This is a genomic window from Colwellia sp. (assembly GCF_013214175.1).
Taxonomy (GTDB): Bacteria; Pseudomonadota; Gammaproteobacteria; order Enterobacterales; family Alteromonadaceae; genus Colwellia.
The window spans coordinates 288,147-310,754 of record NZ_JABSPA010000001.1 but is presented as its reverse complement, the minus strand read 5'-3'; the positions used below and the strand labels follow the sequence as shown (position 1 = coordinate 310,754).

The following is a 22,608-nucleotide window of genomic DNA, read 5'->3' as shown; positions in this document are numbered from 1 at the left end:
TCAGTACCTATATCTTAATTGAACGCTAGCCAATTGTTTTTTTTGACCGCTTGCCGGGCTATTAATTTGCTTAACGCCTGACATACTCAATTCTAGCTGGGTAGTAAATTGATAACTAAAACCAATATTTATCAGCTTGTCGGTACTTGCTTGAAACTCTTTATTCTTGATGATGAACTGACTATAGAGTTTTAGCTGATTATTTATTGAGGTTTTATTTAGCTCAATTAAGCTGTATTTTTCTTTTTGCCAGCCTTGTGATCTTTTATTGTTTTCACCTAATGCTAATTCTCCTAATAATCCCCAGGTACCCCAATAGTATTGCCAATCAAGGGCTAACCTTTTTCGTGAGATATCATCAATTTGGCCATCAAAAAAGGATACACCGACAACAAAGTCATGATGACTTAATGAGCCTATTCGGCCAGTAACCGCATAAGAGCCGTCAACCGACTTTGCCTTATCTTTACCGCCTAGGGTGTAACTAAAATTGTATTCTATTTGGTTTATCACTTTGTTTAAGCTAACTCCCCAATCGAGCTTGGTGCCCAAGTTTTTGCCAAGGTAGTAATCAAGTAGGCGGCCATTGGTATCAATGCTCTCTTCTAAACCAAAAGGTAAAGTAAAATGCCCTACTCGCACATTCGGCAGCCAATTAGGTCCGGCAGTATAATTTAGGTGCGCTTCTCGAATAATAAAGTCACTATCATCTTTTGAACTAAATAAGAAAGGTACAGGCATATGGTTTGATAACTTAGTCCAATACACTTGCCCTACGCCATAGCCAATATCACCATTTGAATTGGTAAATACTTTATGAGTATCAAGACCTAAAGCATAAATCCGACTGGTATTATCTAATGCTTGATTATGATTCAAGCGAGCACTGCCATCTATACTCCACCTAAGGTTTTGTGCAAAAGTGGCGTAACAAGGTACTGATAAAACTGAAAAAAAAAAGGTTAAATACAATAGTAATAAAATAAATGGCAAAGGTTTCATAGCTCCCCCCTACGGAAATAAGTCTTAGTCATTAACTCATAAGTAACTTTTATAAATTTACCGACAACCTATTAAGCACAATATCTCCGGTACATACAGAAGCAGCTAAGGAGTACTCGGCATTTATAACCAAATCATCGGTAAGGGTGTCTTCTAAGTTGGCAATACCTACATTAGGCCGTAAAAGATGCGGGCTTTTTTGAGCTAACCAGATGATGCGCTTAGCAAGTAACACAGCATCAGCGGCACAAGTTTCAATAAGTAAAATAGCAAAGGTATGCTCCCCCCACTTTATTAAGGGGTCTGATGCGCGGCGCTTTAATAATTTTATTACGGTCAAATCTTTACCTTTAGCAGACTGTTTAGCGTCTGATGACTCGATTTTCACTAACAGTAAACTTAACGAGTGTTGATAGCGCTTAGCCCTGGCAACTTCATAACTTAACCAGCTTTCGACAAAGTAGTTTTTCGATAATACGCCATCGCTTTCCGCATAAGAGACAGTGCCCATGGCTCCTTGTCTAAATAAGCTTTTTTCGATACGAATGAGTAAGGTCTTTATATCAAAAGGCTTGATGACGTAATCATCAGCTCCAGAGAGTAAACCAGCACTTTCCTCTGTTATTTCACAGGTCAACATAATGATAATGGTCGAGGCAAATTTGCTATCACTCCTTAAAATTCGGCAGGCTTTTAAGCCATCCATGACAGGCATACGGATATCCATAATAATTAAATCGGGAGGGAATTTATTTGCTAAAGCTATCGCTTCTTCACCATTGCCAGCCTCGCTAATGGCTACCCGTTTATCGCCTTTATTAAATTGACGGTGAATTCCTCTTTTCAAGGTCTGTCTAACACCTTCTTCATCATCAACGATGAGGACACTTTTTTCTCTTAACATATGCTCCCCTTACCCTAGAAATATAAAATCCAAGAATAAATATAAACTTGTTTCTTCGTTTTAAAACCTCATCAATGCTGAGTAATGGTTAATTGCAATTGATATACCAAGGCAGAAAAACCGTCGTTGGTTTGATTTAAAAGCCTTAGTTCTCTAGGTCATAGCAAGAGAGGAGTATGAAGCGAGCTAATTAAGCAGGGGCTGGGGTATATAAAAATGGCGATTGTTTTGCAAAATGCAACGCAAGGTAATAATAGCTAGATAGGAAGAATCAGCATGTTTTCAACTAGCATGATATTAATTAGACTGGGTTCAATTGCAGTGACAATGCAAAAAGCCAGCATAAAGCCAGCATAAAGCTGGCTTAGAGGTTGCTTAACAAAAGCTATGACTAAAAAGGTGAGTAGCTTAGATTCTGACACCTTCAATATGTAAAGCCATTTCTACATGAGTTGATGCCGGCCCTAAATTATAAGTAATGCCGTAATCAGCAAGTTTTAAGCTGGTAGTGCCGGAGAAACCTGCACGATGTCCTCCCCAAGGATCTTGCCCTTCACCAATTTTAACAACAGCAAAAGAAATCGTTTTAGTGACACCTTTTAAAGTAAACTCGCCGATAACTACGGCATTTTCATCATCGCTGAAGGTGATACTTTGACTGGTAAATGTTGCTTTAGGAAAGTCACTTACATTTAAAAAATCTTTACCTTTAAGGTGTTTATCACGCTCAGCATGATTAGAGTCTAAACTTGTGGTATCAATTTCAATATTGATTGTTGCCTTATTTGGTGCCTTAGGATCATAACTAAAGTCACCATCAAAGGTATTGAATCGCCCTAATAACCAGCTATAACCTAAATGCTTAATTTTAAATTGTACAAAAGCATGTGCGCCCTCAACATCTACTTTATAGCTTGCCGCTTGCACTGTGCTCGGTGCTACTAAGGCAAAGAGTGAACTTGCTAATAAGCTGGTTACTAGTGTTGTGGTGATTAATGTCTTTTTCATGTGAATTTCCTTGTCTTGTGTCTTTTAGTTAAGGGTCTAATTAAGTGCTGTCTGTAAATGTTCGTGTTTAGATTGAAGTAGTTAGTTATTTAGTTGAGCTTGTTGATTAATTATTGCTTGGCTGAACTTTTATCATGCGCAGCAAGGTATTATTTTTATTGATAAAATGATGCTTGAGCGCCGCAAGTCCATGACCGACACTGAGTAAGATAAGCGTCCAGGCTAATATTTCATGAATATTACCGGCGATATCTTCTTGGTTGGTAATACTCATAGGTAACGCAGGTACAGAGAACAAGCCAAATACATCGATTGCCCTGCCATCTGCGGTAGAGATTAAATAGCCACTTATCATCAAAACCGCCATCAATACATATAACGAAATATGGGCATAATGTGCCGCTTTTACTTCGAACTTACTCGCAGATTTATCTGCATTTCTTGGTGTGATATTAACCACACGCCAGACAATTCTTAACATCAAGGCAACGAATAGCGTTATACCCATATTTTTATGTAAGTCGAGCGAGCCTTTATACCAAGCATCGTAATACGTTAGCTCAACCATATAGAGCCCTAAACCGAATAAAGAAAATATTGTAATTGCCATAAGCCAGTGCAGTATTATGGCAATAAGACCGTAACTATTTTCGCTGTTCTTTAGTCTGTTAGTACTCATGTTGCTATCTCTTTATTTTTGGTAGTTTTTTATATGGCTACCAACGTCCTTATTAAGTTCTTAACGCTACTATAACCAAATAGTCCCTATTAAAAAATATCAATAAATGCGAAACTGTTGTGCAAATATGCACAACTAACAATGTAAAGTGCCTAAGTATTAGTGAGGATAGTGGGATAATTAATGAAAGATATTTCCTGGGATGATTATAAAATAGCTTATCAAGTCGCCATTGACGGCAGCTTAAGCAAAGCGGGCATATCTCTTCGAATTAACCATGCCACGGTATTAAGACGGATAAATCAATTAGAGCAGGCGCTTGAAGTAAAATTATTTATTCGCCACCAACGTGGTTATAAACTTACCGATGCTGGCTGCGTGTTAATGGATGAAATGCCCGAGATGTTGGCAAATTTTTCCAGCTTAGAAAATAAACTGCAAAATGTTGAGGGGGATATTAGCGGCGAGCTTAGGATCACCACGGTCAGCTCTTTCTCTCCAGTAATCACCCCTAGCCTAAAAGCGTTTAGAGAAGCATACCCAAAGATACGACTTAAACTTATTTCTACCGATGATATTGTGCCACTCGACTCGGGTGCCGCCCATGTTTCTCTTCGCGCAGGTCCCTGTCCAACCGGGGGTGATATTATTGTCAAAAATTTAACCAAAATACGAACAGCTTATTACGCCACACAAGGTTATGTTGATGAATACGGTAAACCTAACTCAGCCAATGAACTTAACCAGCATCAGTGGGTATTACCAACGCCTGATAAATACCGTATTCCTTTTGTAAATTATGTTGTTGATAAAATAGATAAAGATAGAATAGTTTTTCAAAGTAACCATTTTCCCGATATTCACGAGGCCGTTATTGCGGGTATGGGCATAGGCCCTTTAGGTGAACACCAAGCAAAGTTGCATCCATCAATGGTGAAGGTAGATCTAGACATTGGCAATAAAGATGAGTCTATTTGGTTTGTTTATCATAAGGACTTAAAACACAGCGCTCGCATTCAGTGCTTTTATCAATTTTTAATTGCTGCACTTTCTAGCAATAGCTTGCTGGAAAAAAGTAATAAGCCAAGTCATGATTAATTTACCATCCGTTATTTGTGATAGGGACTCAAGTCCCTGAGCGTAGTTTGTCTCAGCAATAATAGCTTTTCTACTTTGCATTATCGCCTTGCCATAAGCGCGACTAAATTCTGGATGCCCTTGTAAACCAACAAAGTGATGGCCCACTTGTATCATGGCATAAGGGCAAAATTCATTGCCCATTAACACCTCAGTTTCTGGTGGCAATTGACATATTTGCTCTTGATGACTGACCACGAGTTTGATTCGAGCTTTATTATGCTGCATCCAAGCTTTATTACTGTGTACTTTCGTGGTCGCAATACCAACGCCCCAGCCTTTATCAGAGTGAGCAACTTTTCCGCCCAAGGTTTTAGCAATGAGTTGATGGCCAAAACACACACCAACAAAGGGTTTATCGGCTAAAAACAGTTGCCAGATAAACCTCTCCAAAGCATTTACCCAAGGTAAGTCATCGTTAACGCTGGCTTTGCTACCGCTCGCCATATAAGCATCACAAACATCAATATTGTCTGGGAATTGGCCATCTACAACACAGTAATAGTGCAGTTCTAAGGAGCTATCACATTGATATAACAACTGAGAAAACATATCTCGATAGTCGCCAAATTTTTGTTGCAGCGCAGCTTGGACATGGTCACAAAGCAAAATACCTAACTTCATAATCATTACTCCCCAGCGTGTATTTAATATCGAATCAGTATCAACTCTATATCAACTAAGACCAATTCAGTACAGCCCAGTTCTATTCTGCTCTATATAAATAATAGCCAACTCGCTAACATTCGCCCTGCACTGCTTTTTTGAAAAGTTCACTGTATTGCTGAGCAGTAAAAGTGATTGGATTTCCCGCGGCACAGGCATCATTAAAGGCCATAATGCCAATATCTTCGGCTCTGCTGGTATCAATACCTATTTCTTGTAATGAATGAGGAATCGCTAATTGAGACCTCAACGCTAAAATCCAGTTTAAAAAGCCCGTAAAACTTTGCTGTTCAAGCGCTAAGTAACGGCTTAATCGAGCGATTTTATGTGTAATGGCCTGTTCATTTTCTTTGAGTACATAGGGCATTAAGATGGCATTGAGTAAACCGTGATGACTATCATAAAGTGCACCCAAAGGGTGCGCAAGCGCATGCATACCGCCGAGGCCCCGCTGAAAAGCAGTAGCTCCCATAGTCGCTGCTGCCATCACCTGTGCACGCGCCTCGAGATCATTGCCATTAGCAGTTGCTCTAGGTAAATACTCCTTTATTAAGCGAATAGCCTCGATAGCAATACCTGCCGCCATAGGATGAAACGAAGGTGCACAATAAGCTTCCAGCGCGTGAGATAAAGCGTCCATGCCGGTTGCCGCCGTTAATCCTGCGGGTAAACCAAGGGTTAGCTGGGCATCTAGAATGACAATGTTAGGTAACATTTTTGGGTGAAAAATAATACGTTTAATATGCGCTTGTTCATCGGTGATTACCGATGCTCGTCCTACTTCAGAGCCAGTACCTGATGTGGTTGGAATGGCAATGACTTTAGCCATTCTCTCTACACTTACTCGGTTAAAATTATCCCCTATATCTTCAAAGTCCCATAAGGGTCTGGTTTGACCCACCATTAAGGCCACTGCTTTGCCAGCATCTAACGCTGAGCCACCACCAAAAGCTATAATGCCATCGTGTTTTCCTTGCAAAAAAGCACTTACACCATCCGTTATATTTTGCTCACACGGGTTTGCTTTAATAGCAGAAAAGACTTCACAAGGTATGCCTTGGTCAACAAGATCAACAACAACTTGTTTGACCATAGGCAATGCGGCTAAGGCAGGGTCTGTGACAACTAAGGGCGCATTCATACCAAGCTCTTTACATGCTAAAGCTAATTCACTAATACGGCCAATACCGGCACGAATCGAGGTAGGATAATGCCAGTTTCCATAAAAATCGCTTTGCTGGACTTGGCTTTGCTGACCTAGGCTTTGCTGAACCAAGCTTTTCTGACCTTGGCTATTTTCACTCACCGGCAACCTCCGGTTCAGCATTAGTCAATTTAATATGAAACGATTTTGCTCTGGTGAGCGCGGCATAACCAAAGCTTGATAAGGTACAGCCTCGTCCAGAATTTTTAATCCCTGTCCATGGTAAAGCAGGGTCGAGGTAATCACAGCGATTAATAAAAAAAGTACCGACCTCCAATTGCTCACCCAGTGTTATGCCCTGTTTTATATCATGGGTAAATATTGCCGCCGTTAAACCAAAGGCTGAGTCATTCATTAGGCTTACGGCTTCTTCATCGTCACGCACTTTCATAATACCGACCACAGGGCCAAAACTCTCATCCATCATTACCGACATATTGTGATTTACTTGCGTCAAAACTTGCGGTGCAAGATATGCGCTACCCGCTTTATTTAAGGGGAAGATATCCGGATTGATATGAGCTTTTGCGCCAGCGTAAATGGCATCAGCTATTTGCTCTCTGACAAAGTCAGCATTATCGGCTTTCACCAAAGGGCCAAGTGTCGTGGCAAACTCATCTGAACGCCCTAGTTTATAGTCTTTCACTGAGCTTACTACTTGCTCGATAACGTCATCATAGACATCACTGTGCACATAAATACGTTCAATAGCACAACAAGATTGACCCGAGTTAAAAAAAGCACCATCAACACAACTTGCCACTGCCTCCGCTATGTTGGCATCGGCTCGGATATAAGCAGCATCTTTACCGCCTAACTCCAAGCCTACGCCAATAAAGCGGCCACTGGCAGCATGTTCAACCATGTCACCGCCGGCTACTGAGCCTGTAAAAGCAACATAATTAACTAACGGCTGCTTGATTAGCTTTTCGGTATTTTCATGACTTAGGTATAAGTTTTGAAAGATGCCATCAGGCACACTTAAAGGTAGGCCTGCTTGGGCAAAAGCATTGGCAAATTGTTCACCACATAAGGGAGTTTGCTCCGAATGTTTTAGTAGCACGGTATTGCCCGCCATAATGGCAGGGACGATAGAATTAATCGCCGTTAAATACGGGTAATTCCACGGGGCAATAATAAAAACCACCCCCAAGGGCTCGCGTTTAATGTAGCGAATAAAACCCGGTTTATCGGCTAGTTTTATATCTGTTAGGGCATATTGAGCCTCGGTGATCATAAAGCGAGCGCGCTCTGCCATACCGGTGATTTCACCTTTGCCATAACGAATCGGTCGTCCCATCATCCAGCATAACTGCTCCGCAATTTCATCGGACTTACTCAACAAAATATCAACCATGGCATGGCAATAAACAGCTCGCTGCTCTAATGAACTTTGTCGCCATTTAATTTGTGCACTATGGGCAAGTTGCACTGCTTGCTTAACTTCTACTTGAGTAGCCAAATCACGCTCAACATAAATGCTGTTATCAATAGGTGAACGTGTGACTTGAATATTGCTCATTATTTTCCTTACTTATACCAAGCTAACGGTAAGTGATTTTTACTTAATCGATTTAATTTTATAGAAGCTCAACTTAAATTATTTCACCTTATATTATTTCAAAGTAACGACTAAGCTCCCAATCAGAGACATGTTTACGGTACTCTCGCTCTTCCCATTCACGACTGGCACTAAAATGCTCAACAAAATCATCACCAAACATCTCAATGGCCGCTTTTGATTGCTTAAGCTTAGTAGCCGCAGCAAATAATGTATTAGGCAGGGATAGTTCTGCTGGGTGACTTTGTTGGTAGGCATTACCTTTAATTTGCGCTAACGGCTCAAGTTGTTCTTCAATGCCAATTAATCCAGAAGCAATGACCGCCGCTAAAGCTAAATAGGGATTAGCATCGGCGGCGCCCAGTCTGTATTCAATACGTTGTGACTTGGCCGAACCTGGGATGACCCTTAGAGCAGTAGTTCTATTTTCTACTCCCCAAGTTGCATCAAGTGGCGCCCATAAGCCGGGGACCATGCGACTATAGCTATTCACTGTTGGCGCAATCATGGCAATAAACTCAGGCATAAAGCGTTGCTGACCGGCAAGAAACTGGCGCTGTAAATCGCTCATACCATAGTCATTGTCTTGCTGATAAAAAATCGAATTGCCCACTGCATCTCTTAACGATATATGAATATGACCGCTTTGCCCTGGTAAATCAGCTGACCATTTAGCCATAAAAGTCGCCATTAAATTATTACGCTGCGCCCAAACCTTGATGAAAGTTTTAAATAGCGCAGCTTTATCCGCGGCATTTAATGCTTCATCATGGGCTATGGCGGCTTCTAATACCCCAGGCCCCGTTTCGGTATGTAAGCCCTCAAGAGGAAAGTCCATTTGTTCAGCAAGGGCTAAAATTTGATGGTGTAAGTCGGCGTGCACTGAATTTCTAATCATTGAATAGCCAAAAAAATCCGGTGACAGTGGTATTAAGTTTTGATAGTTTTTTGCTCGAACAGACTCAGGTGTTTCATTAAAAACAAAAAACTCATATTCGAATGCGGCTATCACTTCAAAGCCGAGGGACTTTGCCCGTGCAAGTACTCGCTTTAAGGTATTACGCGGACAAATGGGCGCTGCGGTGTCACTAAATTCGGCGATAAACAGCAACATATCATCTTCAAAAGGTAAAGCTCGGCAGGTTTGTGGCAGAATATGAACCGGCGCGTCTGGGTAGCCAGTATGCCAACCAGTATATTTACTATTATCGTAAAGCTGATCTTTACAATCCCAGCCCAAAACAACATCACAAAAAGCAAAGCCTGAATCTAGTGAAGAAAAGAATTTTTCTTTACTCATGTACTTACCACGCATAATGCCATCGATATCAAACAGGCCTACCTTCACATGGCTAAGGCCCCTTTGCTCAACAATTAACTTAGCGTCAGCAATGGTCTTTACTTCCCTTGGCATTAACATACGCTATCCCTTTGTTGATGGTGTTGTATAGGTCTGATTATTCTAGAGATAGTTTGTATCGCTATACATAGAGTAAAGCGTAACAAAGGGGGTTTTTCAAAGTACTGGCTTAATATAGTTGCCAAATATTACTGACAAATATTACAGGGAAATATGGATGATAAATATTCGTGGAGAATTTAGGAGTATTTAGTTGTTAAACTTAGCGGCTAAACAGAGCTGTTAAAGTAAACAGGATTAGCTCAACAATAACTGCTGTGTTTATTTTACTGCACAGTTTTGCTTAGTGGCACTGACTGGTAATAAATCAATTAATGTAATACGCGATGTACTAAGTAATGTAGGAAGAAAAAAAATAAGCTTGCTACTTTTTCTCAAGTTTAAATTCACTCATTTCTTCATGTAATTCTTTCGAGGTGGTTTGTAAGTGATGCGTTGCTTCCGCAGCCCGCTCGATTTCCTGCTTATTCTCTTGCGAGGCGTCATTAACTTGGGTGATGTTATTATTTATTTCTTCGACCACACAATGTTGCTCTTCCGCGGCAGTAGCCACTTGGGTAGACATCTCATTAACACTACTAATAGCCTGATTTACATCTGCCATCAAAGCATTTGAGCGCTCAGAGAACTCTATGGTTTTGGCACTAAGTTCACGACTATGATCCATAGCCACCACAGCGTTATGTGCGCCAGAACGATATTGCTCAATCATTTGTTCAATTTCTTTAGTTGACTCTTGCGTACGTTGGGCTAAGTTTCTCACTTCATCGGCAACAACAGCAAAACCTCGGCCTTGCTCCCCTGCTCTAGCGGCTTCTATCGCGGCATTTAGCGCTAACAGATTAGTTTGATCGGCAATGCCTTTAATAACTTCTAGTACTGATTCTATTTTTTCACTGTTCCTTTCTAGCTTAGTAAGGGCTTCGCCACTGTCTGATAAGCTTTCTACCAGTTGACTAATTTGCTCCATGGCTTGTAAATTTACCTGCTGACTTTGCTGTGAACTAGCTGAGGCAGCTTCTGTTAGTTCTAGGGTACTGGTAGTGTTTTTTGCCACTTCTTGTGCAGTTGAAGACAATTCATTAATCGCCGTAGCCACCAAATCAATTTGTTGAAATTGATTGGTTAAATTATCTTGCACCAGATTATTGGTTTTCACTAATACTTCAGCAGTTGCTTGCACATCATTAGTAGATTCATTGACCTTAGTTAAGATGGAACAAATATTACTGCGCATTTTTTCCATATGTTCAAGCATTTGTCCTACTTCACCTGGCTCGTCTGTTGCTACATGTTTATCGAAATTACCATGAGCAATATTTTCTAATGAGTTTACTGTTTTTTTCAAACCTGCTTGCACAGCCGTAATGACTAACCAAGCGCTAACAATATTAACGAGTATACTCACTGCCACTGCAGCTATGGCGATAAACTCAAGGGCTATAGCCTCTTCATCTATGGTTATTACCGCCTCTTCGGTAAAGCGCTCAATTTCAGCTAAAACATCTTCAACATGTTTAGATAAAATTAACGCCTCTTGTTCAACGCTTTCACTTAACTGTTCAGCATGATGAAAATTCTTATTTACTAACTCAACAAAAACCTCTTCAACATGCTCGGCCCATTTTTCATGCTGATTTTCTATTTGTTGCACTTCGTTTAACAGCTGAACAAATTCATCTATGACGATTTGCTCTTTAGCATGATTTTTTGCTTGTTCAATTGAGTATTCTATTGCTTTTAATTCGCTGCTTATTTTGTCATTCAAACCATTAAAGTGCTCAACCGCATAACTAAAGTGCTTAGCTGATTTGGTCTCAGTATCCATGGTTAAAGCGAACCGAAAAGCCTGTTCAAAGTATATTTCTTGCTCTAACTGATGCTCCGTTAAAACAGTCATGGCTTTAGTAATGGGAATATCTGTAGTAGCTACGGCTTCAATATGATGCTCAATGGTGATTAATTGCGATAGTATTATGACTGTCGCAACAAGCTGTACAGCAACAGCCATCACGACCATGGCGATAATTCGTTGCTTAATTGATAAATCAACTTGCATCTTAATTACTCCTCACTACTTTTGAGCATGTTTTTGCCATTGAACTCGGTATTGTTAGTCTAAATTTAAAGCCTAGAGTAAAAGTGTAGTTCATTTTTAATACAGATATATAAGCATTAACTTGCCTTCGGCAGCTTGTCAGGAAAGTGATAACGTCATAAGTTTTATTGATAAAGCGACTATAGCCAGACAATCTTTACTTGTGCTTACTTCTCTGACAAGCTCAGAGTTAGGAATAAATTGATTAGAATTGGTGTTGTTAATGGTATTAAATAGGCTTTATTTATGAAACTGATCGACGTATTAAATGAGATACATCAGGAAGTATCCCCTTTACTTGGACAAGGCAAGGTTGCTGAATATATTCCCGCATTAGCGAATGTTGATCCAATGCAATTTGGTATGGCGATTACCTTAAATGATGGTCAGTATTATGGTGTTGGCTCATACCAAACGCCCTTTTCTATTCAGAGTATTTCTAAAGTATTTAGCTATACCTTAGCGCTGCGTGCTTACCAAAATGGCTTGTATAAGCGAGTTTGGCGAGAGCCATCAGGTAACCCTTTCAATTCTTTAGTACAACTAGAATACGAAGCAGGTATACCTCGTAACCCTTTTATTAACGCTGGTGCCATCGTAGTTTGTGATAGTTTGGTTTCTCATTTTTCTACCAATGAAAAAGCCTTTAATGAAATTTTAGCGTTTATTCATCAATGTAGCGGTGATAAAAGTATCGCCGTAGATGAAGTAGTATCAACGTCTGAAATGGAGCATGGTTATAGAAACATTGCTTTGGCAAGCTTGATGAAAAGCTTTGGTAATTTTGATAATGATGTCATTGAAGTATTGCAAACATACTTTAAACATTGCTCTATTGTGATGAATGCCCAACAGCTATCTCGCTCTATGCTGTACTTAGCAAACGACGGTACAGACCCTATTACCAAACAGCAGCTGATTAACTCGACTCAAGCAAAACGCATTAATTCATTAATGCTAACCTGCGGCCATTATGATGCTTCGGGTGATTTTGCTTTTCGTGTTGGTTTACCCGGTAAAAGTGGTGTTGGCGGAGGTATAGTCGCGGTTGTACCCGGGAAAATGGCTATTGCAGTTTACTCGCCAGCATTAAATGAATCAGGTAATTCATTAGTAGGTACTAAAGCGCTAGAGCTCTTTACTACCAAAACTGGACTCTCTATATTTTAAAATCAGCCTGAATAGCCTGTGATCTAGACCTACTGCCTAATCAGGTATTAGTGACTTTCTCATGGCGAGTTCTATTGGTAAACTTAATGCGATGGGGGTAAAAAGCGTGCATATTCATTGTTATAAAAACAATGTTGTATCTTCCTGTATGATTATCGCTAATGGCGGTAAACTAATTTCTGAGTTTACCGATAACGAGATGGTAATCCAAAGATATCTGGTAAACGACACTTAGTAAGAAATAATTACAACTGGATTGCTAACAATTAGACCAATCCGTATTAGAAAGTGATCGCTTAGCTCAACGATTTCAACCAACATATTTTTGTCCGCTATTAAAGGGCATTATAACTTCGAGGTATATTATGGCTGTAGCGCATGGTCAAAGCTCCATCTCAGTTGATGGTGATATTATAACCGTTAAAGCTGTTGGCGCATTTAACGTTGAAGGAATTACCAAGACAATTGAACAGCTCAAGTTTTTCATTGAAGGCTTCGGTCAAAAAGAATTTAAATTACTGTTTGATTACACGGAAACAGAAGGAGGGACTCCTGATGTTTTTGACAAAATTAATGAATGTAATATCTGGTTAAATAGTCAAAATATGGTTGCTAAAGCTGTAGTTGTACACTCAGAGATACTTTTTAAAATATTAGAAAGTAGAACTCCGGCAAGACATTCGCAAAATGAGCAAAGTTTTGACGATATAGCTAGTGCAATTAATTGGCTTGCATCTCAGTGATAAAAAGCGATTGAATAAATAGCACAATACCGTTGGCTTGCTAAGACTGGAGCCACATTAATACTTAGCTGTTAACTAAAAATTAAAAGGAATTAATAGATGAAGTTGTTTTTACTTTTCGTTGCAATATTTTCAGGAATAAATAGCGCTTGGGCAGCTAATGATTTTTCAGCCATTGATAGATACGTTAACGAAGTAAAAGATGAAGTGGGCTTGCCTTCTGGCACAGCAATAGCCATTGTAAAAGATGGTAAAATTATTTATGAGGGCTATTTTGGTTATGCCGATATTAAAGGCAATAAAAAAGTAACGGCTAAAACCGCTTTTTATATTGCTTCGGTCACTAAACCTTTATTTGCCTTAGCTACCTTGTTAGTAGAAAACAATGGTGAGATTAAAGACCACACACCAATAGCTGATATGTTTCCGCAATTAAACTTCCCCTACATTGATAAAGATAAGGTGCAAGTAAAGCATTTATTATCTCATAGCCATGCTTTAGCAAATCGTCCGTTAGAAGACAGTCTCGCCTATACCGGGCAACATAATAAAGCTCAAAGGCACAAGTTAGCGGCGGCAACCACCCTTGATAAAACCACTAAACTAGGTGATTTTCAATACAGTAATCTAGGTTACAACCTTGTTAGCATTTGGCTTGAAGATCATTTTAAACAAGATTGGCAACAAACCATTGCTGACTTGGTTTATCAGCCATTAGCAATGAAGCAAACCTCGTCATATACCAGTACCGCTGCCAAGAGTGGCTTCGAAATTGCTCAACCTTACGGCTGGTATGCTGGCGATCCAACCAAGGTTCTACCTTTTGTAAAAAGTGATATAACCATGCAAGCGGCTGGTGGCACGGTATCTTCTGCACGTGATATGGCGAAATTTTTAATAGCACAATTAAATGAAGGTCGTGTTGATGGCAAGCAAATTTTTCCCGCTGAGGTCATTAAGAAATCACATCAACAATTAGCTGATTATGATGGTAAATGGCGAGACTTTAAACGCGAAGGTTATGCTTGGGGTTGGTACAAGGGTCCTTATAAAGCAGAGAAAATGCTGCATCACTTTGGTGGTACTAAAGGAACTCATGCTCATACATCATTTATGTTGGAGCACAACATTGGTTTAGTGGTACTTAATAATGAGGAAGTGATTGCTAGCGGAATGACCAACGCCATCGCAGATATTGCTTACAGTATTTTATTAAATAAAGGTGATGGCAATGCTATCGCTGATGCCCATATCAACAGCATGGAACAAAGCTGGGCTGCATTACAAAGGGATATTAAAGAGACTGCTATCAGTCACCAAAAGCGAAATGCGGCAAGAGTGATGAAACTGACGCAAAATAAAGTGAATTATTCCGGCGTATTTCATAACCCGTTATGGGGTGATTTGAATGTAGAACTGCTTAAAAGCAACGAACTAGAGTTCACCTTAGGAGAGCTTAAAGCTGTGGCAACCGCAGCAAAGCTACCTGATGAATTTCGAATACAGTTCCAAGTTGATAGTGGTCGAATTGCCTCTTACATAGTGGTTGACGGAAAATTAACGGCTATTGATATCATTGGCATTAACCCTCTCGCCATTGAGCGTTTTACCCGATTACAATAAAGTTATTAACAACTACTTTATAAAAAATACGGCTAGTTGGCTATGAGCTAACTAACCGTTATCAGTGTTAACCACTATCAAAGAACAGTGTATAAAGCACACTATGACTTCAATGCCTCGCCATAGAGTTCGCTAATAAAATCAAGAAAAACCTTCACTTTGGGGATTTTAGCGCGATGTTTTGGATAGAGCGCATAAACATCTAAGTCGCTCATGCTCCAGTCAGGTAATATATTGACTAACGTACCTGAGGCCACTTCCTGACGGCTCATATAATCAGGCAGTACTGCAATGCCTAAACCATCAACTATGGCTTGTTTGAGCATAACAAAATCATCCACCAGTAATCTTGGTCGACAATCTAAGCTAAACGACTCGCCTTGTTTTGATAACAAATCTAATTTTAAATCGCTATTAAGGGTCTTACTGAATGGGTTCATTATCAGTAATTGATGCTCAGTTAACTGCACTGCTTGCTCAGGCTTACCTTCTTTAGCTAAATAAGCTGGGCTAGCAAATAACTTGCGAGCAACTGTACCGAGTTTTTTAGCGATTAACATAGAGTCATTTAACTGACCTATGCGAATAACCACATCAAAACCTTCCTCAATAAAATCAACTCGCCTATTAACTAAGTTAAGTTGCACTTTCAGCTCAGGGTATTGGTGCATAAACCGACCTAACGCAGGCCTTAGGATTTGTTGGCCGGTGGCAACCGATGCACCTATTTTTAATTCACCGGTATAACTTTGAAAGAGTTCACAGACAGAGGCGGTGGCTAAATCGAGCTCGGTGTGGATACGCTTGCAATGTTGCAAGTAACGGCGCCCGGCTTCGGTTAAATGCTGTGATCGCGTTGAGCGTTCTAATAAGGTGACACTTAGGTTTTGCTCTAAGCGCGACACTTTTCGGCTGACATTGGCTTTCGGGATGCCTAGCCGATCTGCCGCGAGAGTAAAGCTACCGGTTTCGACTACCGCCAAAAACACCATCATGTCATTTAAATCATGTTCCATAGCTGCCTCTCCTTAACTGTACTTTGCCCAGCTCAGCTTAACTTAACTGCTACTAATTTAACTCAGCCAAGCTTTTATTGTTGTTGATATTGAGATTATCTTACCAACAAACCAGTATTTATCAAACAATAACTAAGCACTAAGATTACAACCACTGAAACAACTTAAGCAGTTCAAGCAATTAACAAAATTCAAGGGAGCAGCACATGCAAGTACTTAGCAGAAAATCATTACCTTTAGGTGGCTTTGCCGGATTAACCGAACACAGATTAGTAACAGACCGCCGCGTTTTTGGTGCACGTAAAGCGCCAAACACTTTTGATGGTATTGGCAACTTTGTTTACCTTGCCGATGCACAATTTAACCCCCGTGGTGAAACACATATGCATCCACATAAAGAGCTTGATGTTATTTCTATCATGATGTCAGGTCGAGTAAGTCATGAAGGCTCTTTAGAACACGGACAAAGTTTGAGTGCAGGAGAAGTACAAGTACAACGCGCTGGTGGTGAAGGTTTCTCACACAATGAGAAAAACCCTGATAACACCAAAAACCGTATGTTGCAGTTATGGGTATTACCTGAAGTAGCGGGACAGCCGGCGGGCTATAAACATTACACCTTACCTGAAACAGGTGTTACACGAATATATGGAAGTAAAGAGCACCGTGGGAAGAATGGCGAAGGTAAAGAGCAAAGCCAAAAGCAAACCTTTGCCAGTAAAACTACTATTGATGTTGTTCGTTTAGCTTCAGGTGAGTCAATCACTTTTGACGAAGAAATTTTAGCCTATGTCAGTAAAGGCACTGCTGAATTTAGCGATGAAAACAATAGCTTTAACGCCGAAGATGGCGATTTAATTCGCAGCTTTAAAACTGACATTGTCGCGACTAGCGAAGTAGAAATAGTTGTCGTTAGTCAAATCTAATTAATCAAGTAAGAACAAAAAACAAACACCGAATTAATAAAGCAATTAAATAAAGCAATTAAATAAAATAAATCAGGAATACATCATGAATAAATTTGCAGAAACTTTAACAATCGATAACGCCGTATTAGCCATGATAGATCATCAAACGGGCCTATTAGTAAGTTGTCGAGATCAAGACCCTCATTTAATGACCGAAAACATTAAAGGCTTATGTGCCATGGCTAAAGCAGTTGACATGCCCACGGTAATCACAGCAAGCATGCCAGACGGTCCAAATGGACCGATCATGCCCGAGATCATTGATATATTAGGTGATAAAGTCATTGAACGTGCCGGTGAAATAAATGCTTGGAAGAGCCCTGAATTTAAACAAGCTATAGAAGCTACTGGCCGTAAAAAAATCATTATGGCAGGCTTAGTTACCGATGTTTGTTTGATGTTCCCTGCTATATCAGCGGTAGCCGAAGGTTATGATGTCTATGCCGTTGTTGATGCTTCAGGTACATGGAATAACGCGGTTGCCCAAGCGTCAATTCATCGCATGACCCAAGCCGGAGTTAAAGTTGCTACTTGGGCCTCGGTACTTGCTGAAGTAATGGACGATTGGCGCAGTGAAAAAGGCATGGAACTGGGCGGTATTTTAGGTCAACACACCAGCTACCGTTGGGTATACAATAGCTACTTACAAGCTAGCCAGTCTTAGTAACGAATAAACATGTAGGATTGACACCCTACATGCACAAGATTTTAAGGAGTAGTTCATGAAACCAGCTAACAAACACCTAATAGCTCTAATTAACTATGTAGCATTAGTACCTTTAGTGTATTTTATTCCTGCGTGGCTTAGCCCTTATTTACCGGCTGATAAATTTCTACAAGTCTGTATTATTGTCGCGGTTATAGTGCCTATTATTTCTTATATCGTCATGCCTATCACCATGAAAATACTCAATAGCAAGCCTAAGCAGAAAATAGGCTGAATTACAGCCCTAAAAAAAGGTGCCTAAGGCACCCTTCTCAATTCTTTAAAAGCTTCTTACTTAAGGCGTAAAGTTTAATGCATAAGGCTTAAGGCTTAAGGCTTAACGACTTTAAACTACTAAGCTTTTGCTTTATCTTCAGCTTCTTGGATTTTAACTTTCCAAATTTCTGGACCGGTTACATGAGCCGACTCACCGGTGCTATCAACCGCAACAGTGACAGGCATATCTTCTACTTCAAATTCATAGATAGCTTCCATACCCATGTCTTCAAAGGCAACTACTTTCGCTTTTTTGATTGCTTTTGATACTAGGTACGCCGCGCCACCAACAGCCATTAGGTACACTGACTTATGCTCTTTTATGGTTTGACACGTCGCAGCGCCACGTTCGGCTTTACCGATTGTGCCTAAAAGACCTGTTTCAGCTAACATCATTTCAGTAAATTTATCCATGCGTGTTGCTGTTGTAGGGCCAGCTGGTCCAACTGCTTCATCACCTACGGCATCTACAGGGCCAACGTAATAAATAAATTTGTTAGTGAAGTCTACCGGCAGTTTCTCGCCTTTAGCTAACATATCTTTAATACGTTTATGTGCAGCATCACGACCGGTTAAAATAGTACCGCTAAGTAAAACCGTTTCACCCGTTTTCCACTCGCTAATGTCGGCTTTAGTTAAATCATCAACATTTACACGACGAACATTTTCGCCAACTTCCCAAGTAATTTCTGGCCACTCTTCTAACTTAGGTGGCGTTAATACTGCAGGGCCTGAGCCATCAAGATGGAAATGAATATGACGAGTAGCAGCACAGTTAGGGATCATAACCACAGGTTTAGAAGCCGCATGGGTAGGTACTGAGTTGATTTTTACATCAACCACGGTTGTTAAACCACCTAAACCCTGCGCGCCAATACCAAGTTTATTAACACGCTCAAAGATTTCTAAACGTAATTCTTCTTCAGCATTTTCTGGGCCACGTTCAATTAAATCTTGAATGTTTACCGGGTCCATTAAGCTTTCTTTGGCGAGTACGCCCGCTTTTTCAGCGGTACCACCAATACCTATGCCTAGCATTCCTGGTGGACACCAACCAGCGCCCATTGTTGGTAAGGTTTTAACGACCCAATCAGCAATAGAGTCTGATGGGTTTAACATCACCATTTTAGTTTTGTTTTCACTGCCGCCGCCTTTAGCCGCAATCATAATTTCAAGACCTGCGCCTTCGACCATATCAATATGGACAACCGACGGTGTATTGTCTTTAGTATTTATACGCGCACCGGCAGGATCAGCAACGATAGAAGCACGTAAGGGGTTATCCGGATTTAAGTACGCTCGACGTGTACCTTCATCAATCATTTGTTGTACGGTCATATCAGTTTTATCCCACTGAACCGCCATACCGATTTTAACAAAACAGGTAACTATACCGGTATCTTGACAGATTGGGCGTTTACCCTGGGCTGACATACGTGAGTTAATCAAAATTTGTGCTATTGCGTCTTTTGCCGCCGTTGATTCTTCTTTGTGGTAGGCTTTTTCTAATGCTTGAATAAAATCAATCGGATGATAATAAGAAATATATTGCAGTGCATCTTCAATACTGTCGATTAAGTCTTGCTGTTTAATGATGGCCATAGTGCTCTCTTTGGGACTGTTGTACTTTCAGGTGTAGCCTCTGTTGCCCTTTAAAATGTGGCAATCGAGGCATTTAATATAATGTTTGGTTTTTCCAAATGCATATTAAAAAACAAAGAGTGACGCTTTTTCAAGCGCAACCCGAAGGGCTATAGCTAATTTTCAAGTTATCATCGTTGAAAATCGTTCAGGTAGAGTGACTACATATACACTCTTTCCGCCTTGTTAACTCTAAAATTAGCTAATAGCAGAGACTAAATTGAAAGTTCAATAGTCCCTAGCTTTAATATTCTTTAATACCCTTTAATACTGGGTAGTTGAAAGTTATAATAACTCGATTGTATATATTAACCTGCTATTGAAAGTGCTGCCAGTCTCTTATTACTGATAATAACTATTTAATTAGCGAATACTTAAGTGAATAAAGCCTTGTTCAAGACTATCCCTGACACATACCAAGCCACTGTTATCTCAGCTGCAGAGCTGCCATTAAAAAGTGGCACTACCGCAGAATCAATATTTAGTCACTTTGCTGATCAACCCTGGGCAATGTGGTTAGACTCAGGTAATAGTGAGCATGTAGATAGTCGCTTTGATATTTTAGTGTGGCAACCTATTGCAACCTTGACCACACAAGGTGATAGTACCGATATATGCTTTACCGATAGTAGTGAAGTTGAAACAAGTACTGAAGATCCATTGCTATTACTTAAAGTCCTGCAGACTAAATTATTTAACACACCCGATAGTCGCCATGAATTCCTGCCCTTTTTAGGTGGTGCTTTAGGTTATTTCGCTTATGATTTAGGCCGTCGCTTTGAACAGCTACCCAGTAATGCCAAGCAAGACATTAACTTACCTGATATGGCCATAGGCTTTTACAGTCAGGCGATCATTTTTGATAACGTATCGGCAAAATTCTACCTTGTTTGCCCTGATGATGAACGCTGTAGTATTGAAGCCTTAGTCCATGCAAGCCTTACTGCAACAGAGCCATCTACAAACAAAGCTGCATTTAAACTAACCAATAACTGGCAGGCCAATATGGATAAAGCCAGTTACATCGAAAAATTCAATCAAGTGCAAGACTATTTACTTAGCGGTGATTGTTACCAAATTAACTTGGCCCAGCGTTTTAGTGCCCAGTATCAAGGTGATGAGTTTGAAGCTTACGTAGCACTAAAAACGGCAAACAAAGCCCCCTTCTCAGCTTTTATTCGCTTAGACAATGCGGCTATTTTAAGTGTATCTCCTGAGCGATTTCTTCGGTTATGCCAAGGTAATGTACAAAGTAAACCTATTAAAGGCACTATGCCGCGCAGTAGCGATAAAGTACAAGATGCTAAGAATGCTGAAATTTTAAGACACTCAAGCAAAGATAATGCTGAAAATTTAATGATTGTTGATTTGCTACGAAATGATATCAGTAGAAGTTGTCAGGCAGGTTCGGTAAAAGTACCGAAACTTTTTGATATTGAAAGTTTCCCTGCCGTGCATCACTTAGTCAGTACTGTTGAAGGTACACTCTCTAGCGATAAACATGCCACGGACTTACTGCGTGGCGCCTTTCCTGGCGGCTCTATAACCGGTGCCCCTAAGATTCGTGCCATGGAAATTATTGAAGAATTAGAGCCACACCGCCGTAGTGTTTATTGTGGTTCCATTGGCTACCTGTCAAATTGTGGCACTATGGATACCAGCATAACCATTCGCACCTTGATTTGTCAGCCAAGTGAAAAGGCTGCAGGTACTAGCCTCAAAACTTATCTAGAAAATACCAAGAGCATTTATTGTTGGGCTGGTGGCGGACTAGTTGCTGATTCAACCGCGGAAAGTGAATACCAAGAAACCTTTGATAAAGTTAATTGCATATTACCGGTATTATCAAAGCTCAATCAGGTGTAGGCTTAAGCGATACCTTTAACAAAAGCCTTTAGCACAAAGACTGATAAGTAGTAACGCCAATGACCAAAGATGAATTTTTATTACGTTTTAATTTATTGCAATTGGCCGAGTCTGAGCATAATTACCAACATCATTTACCACTTCGTTCCGCCGCGGTACTTATCGCTTTAGTCGAGTCTGAAATCGATGGCAGCTTGCAGGTATTATTAACTAAACGCGCCAGTCATTTAAAACATCACCCATCACAAGTGAGTTTCCCCGGCGGCAAGGTTGAACCCGCAGATGCATCATTAATTGATACTGCGCTGCGTGAGGCTTTTGAGGAAGTTGGCTTATCTCGCCAAGCCATCACTGTGGTTGGACAATTACCGCCTTATGAAACCATTAGCGGTTTTCATGTAACCCCTATTGTTGCCATAGTCGCCAGCGCACAAACTTACCAAATGGATGAGAATGAAGTCGCTGAAATATTTCAAGTGCCACTACAGCACTTTTTGACCACAGATAAACACCATGTTTTTGTTGCCAGTAAAAATGGTAAACAACACAAGGTGCATTTTATGCCCTACAAGCACTACCATATATGGGGTGCTACTGCGGTCATGCTCAAAGATTTAGTCGCCCATATAAACTAGTTCATATGGTCTTTGTGCAAGAATAAAACCTCATCTAGTACATTTAGTTATCAATTAGTCGATTATTTTGTTTCTTTATTTGATAACTTTCAGCTAAAATTACCACTAACAAAAACCCATCGACAATAATTCCACTATTCCAAACAAAACCAACAATAATTCGGAAAATAGTATCAATATCCATATTTGATATTGTTAATACCCTTTATACCAAGCTTTAGCTTGAGTGTTCTAGGGTCTATAATTAAAGAATAATGTGAATTACATAAGCAGAGCAAAGGTAAA

At 40.2% G+C, this 22,608-nt stretch carries 21 protein-coding genes; 10 read left to right on the top strand and 11 right to left on the bottom strand.

Going from position 1 to position 22,608, the window contains the following annotated elements:
- The 4 genes from HRT55_RS01305 to HRT55_RS01290 all read right to left on the bottom strand — a co-directional run bounded on the left by HRT55_RS01305 (position 1) and on the right by HRT55_RS01290 (position 3,593).
- Positions 1 to 1,002, bottom strand: a complete 1,002-nt coding sequence (locus HRT55_RS01305; RefSeq protein WP_291618257.1) for a hypothetical protein — start codon at positions 1,000 to 1,002, stop codon at positions 1 to 3.
- Positions 1,003 to 1,051: 49 nt separating this feature from the next.
- On the bottom strand, positions 1,052 to 1,906 hold the full coding sequence (locus HRT55_RS01300) for a response regulator (RefSeq protein ID WP_291618255.1): 855 nt from the start codon (positions 1,904 to 1,906) through the stop codon (positions 1,052 to 1,054).
- Between the two features lie 408 nt (positions 1,907 to 2,314).
- Entirely contained in the window at positions 2,315 to 2,914 is a 600-nt protein-coding gene (locus HRT55_RS01295) for a YceI family protein (RefSeq protein WP_291618253.1), read from the bottom strand.
- A gap of 106 nt (positions 2,915 to 3,020) precedes the next feature.
- Positions 3,021 to 3,593, bottom strand: a complete 573-nt coding sequence (locus HRT55_RS01290) for a cytochrome b (protein ID WP_291618251.1) — start codon at positions 3,591 to 3,593, stop codon at positions 3,021 to 3,023.
- A gap of 183 nt (positions 3,594 to 3,776) precedes the next feature.
- On the opposite strand from HRT55_RS01290, the gene HRT55_RS01285 reads away from it, so the two are divergent.
- Positions 3,777 to 4,691 (top strand): LysR family transcriptional regulator, encoded by a 915-nt coding sequence (locus tag HRT55_RS01285; protein ID WP_291618249.1) that lies wholly within the window; start codon positions 3,777 to 3,779, stop codon positions 4,689 to 4,691.
- Here the strand turns inward: HRT55_RS01285 and HRT55_RS01280 are convergent.
- The 5 genes from HRT55_RS01280 to HRT55_RS01260 form a co-directional block, all read right to left on the bottom strand.
- Positions 4,629 to 5,354 (bottom strand): GMP synthase, encoded by a 726-nt coding sequence (locus HRT55_RS01280; RefSeq protein ID WP_291618247.1) that lies wholly within the window; start codon positions 5,352 to 5,354, stop codon positions 4,629 to 4,631. The genes HRT55_RS01285 and HRT55_RS01280 overlap by 63 nt on opposite strands.
- A 115-nt stretch (positions 5,355 to 5,469) precedes the next feature.
- Positions 5,470 to 6,702 (bottom strand): iron-containing alcohol dehydrogenase, encoded by a 1,233-nt coding sequence (locus HRT55_RS01275; RefSeq protein ID WP_367240856.1) that lies wholly within the window; start codon positions 6,700 to 6,702, stop codon positions 5,470 to 5,472.
- Positions 6,695 to 8,122, bottom strand: a complete 1,428-nt coding sequence (locus tag HRT55_RS01270) for an aldehyde dehydrogenase family protein (RefSeq protein WP_291618246.1) — start codon at positions 8,120 to 8,122, stop codon at positions 6,695 to 6,697. The genes HRT55_RS01275 and HRT55_RS01270 overlap by 8 nt, the downstream gene beginning before the upstream one ends.
- Positions 8,123 to 8,210: 88 nt before the next feature.
- A complete protein-coding gene (locus tag HRT55_RS01265; protein ID WP_291618244.1) occupies positions 8,211 to 9,581 on the bottom strand; it encodes a glutamine synthetase family protein in 1,371 nt (456 codons plus the stop codon).
- 364 nt (positions 9,582 to 9,945) lie between these two features.
- A complete protein-coding gene (locus HRT55_RS01260) occupies positions 9,946 to 11,640 on the bottom strand; it encodes a methyl-accepting chemotaxis protein (protein ID WP_291618242.1) in 1,695 nt (564 codons plus the stop codon).
- Positions 11,641 to 11,931: 291 nt separating this feature from the next.
- Between HRT55_RS01260 and HRT55_RS01255 the strand changes: the two genes are divergently transcribed.
- The 4 genes from HRT55_RS01255 to HRT55_RS01240 all read left to right on the top strand — a co-directional run bounded on the left by HRT55_RS01255 (position 11,932) and on the right by HRT55_RS01240 (position 15,215).
- Positions 11,932 to 12,849, top strand: coding sequence for a glutaminase (locus tag HRT55_RS01255; RefSeq protein WP_291618797.1), 918 nt, complete (start codon positions 11,932 to 11,934; stop codon positions 12,847 to 12,849).
- Positions 12,850 to 12,910: 61 nt separating this feature from the next.
- Complete coding sequence (locus HRT55_RS01250; RefSeq protein WP_291618240.1) at positions 12,911 to 13,084, top strand: hypothetical protein; 174 nt, start codon at positions 12,911 to 12,913, stop codon at positions 13,082 to 13,084.
- Between the two features lie 130 nt (positions 13,085 to 13,214).
- A complete protein-coding gene (locus tag HRT55_RS01245; RefSeq protein ID WP_291618238.1) occupies positions 13,215 to 13,592 on the top strand; it encodes a hypothetical protein in 378 nt (125 codons plus the stop codon).
- 99 nt (positions 13,593 to 13,691) lie between these two features.
- Positions 13,692 to 15,215 carry a serine hydrolase gene (locus HRT55_RS01240; protein WP_291618236.1) on the top strand — a complete coding sequence of 508 codons (1,524 nt, stop codon included), beginning with the start codon at positions 13,692 to 13,694 and terminating at the stop codon, positions 15,213 to 15,215.
- A 101-nt stretch (positions 15,216 to 15,316) separates the two neighbouring features.
- Here HRT55_RS01240 and HRT55_RS01235 read toward each other — a convergent pair whose 3' ends face one another.
- Positions 15,317 to 16,231 (bottom strand): LysR family transcriptional regulator, encoded by a 915-nt coding sequence (locus HRT55_RS01235; RefSeq protein ID WP_291618234.1) that lies wholly within the window; start codon positions 16,229 to 16,231, stop codon positions 15,317 to 15,319.
- A 206-nt stretch (positions 16,232 to 16,437) separates the two neighbouring features.
- On the opposite strand from HRT55_RS01235, the gene HRT55_RS01230 reads away from it, so the two are divergent.
- The 3 genes from HRT55_RS01230 (at position 16,438) to HRT55_RS01220 (ending at position 18,140) form a co-directional block, all read left to right on the top strand.
- Positions 16,438 to 17,157 carry a pirin family protein gene (locus HRT55_RS01230; protein WP_291618232.1) on the top strand — a complete coding sequence of 240 codons (720 nt, stop codon included), beginning with the start codon at positions 16,438 to 16,440 and terminating at the stop codon, positions 17,155 to 17,157.
- An 85-nt stretch (positions 17,158 to 17,242) separates the two neighbouring features.
- On the top strand, positions 17,243 to 17,863 hold the full coding sequence (locus HRT55_RS01225; protein WP_291618230.1) for an isochorismatase family protein: 621 nt from the start codon (positions 17,243 to 17,245) through the stop codon (positions 17,861 to 17,863).
- Positions 17,864 to 17,921: 58 nt separating this feature from the next.
- Positions 17,922 to 18,140 carry a hypothetical protein gene (locus tag HRT55_RS01220; RefSeq protein WP_291618229.1) on the top strand — a complete coding sequence of 73 codons (219 nt, stop codon included), beginning with the start codon at positions 17,922 to 17,924 and terminating at the stop codon, positions 18,138 to 18,140.
- A gap of 119 nt (positions 18,141 to 18,259) precedes the next feature.
- On the opposite strand, the gene HRT55_RS01215 is transcribed toward HRT55_RS01220, so the two are convergent.
- A complete protein-coding gene (locus tag HRT55_RS01215; RefSeq protein ID WP_291618228.1) occupies positions 18,260 to 19,783 on the bottom strand; it encodes a fumarate hydratase in 1,524 nt (507 codons plus the stop codon).
- A gap of 417 nt (positions 19,784 to 20,200) precedes the next feature.
- Between HRT55_RS01215 and pabB the strand changes: the two genes are divergently transcribed.
- Positions 20,201 to 21,688: an aminodeoxychorismate synthase component I gene (gene pabB / locus HRT55_RS01210; RefSeq protein ID WP_291618227.1), complete on the top strand. Its 1,488-nt coding sequence runs from the start codon at positions 20,201 to 20,203 to the stop codon at positions 21,686 to 21,688.
- A gap of 59 nt (positions 21,689 to 21,747) precedes the next feature.
- Positions 21,748 to 22,323, top strand: coding sequence for a CoA pyrophosphatase (locus HRT55_RS01205; protein WP_291618226.1), 576 nt, complete (start codon positions 21,748 to 21,750; stop codon positions 22,321 to 22,323).
- Positions 22,324 to 22,608: the final 285 nt, after the last annotated feature.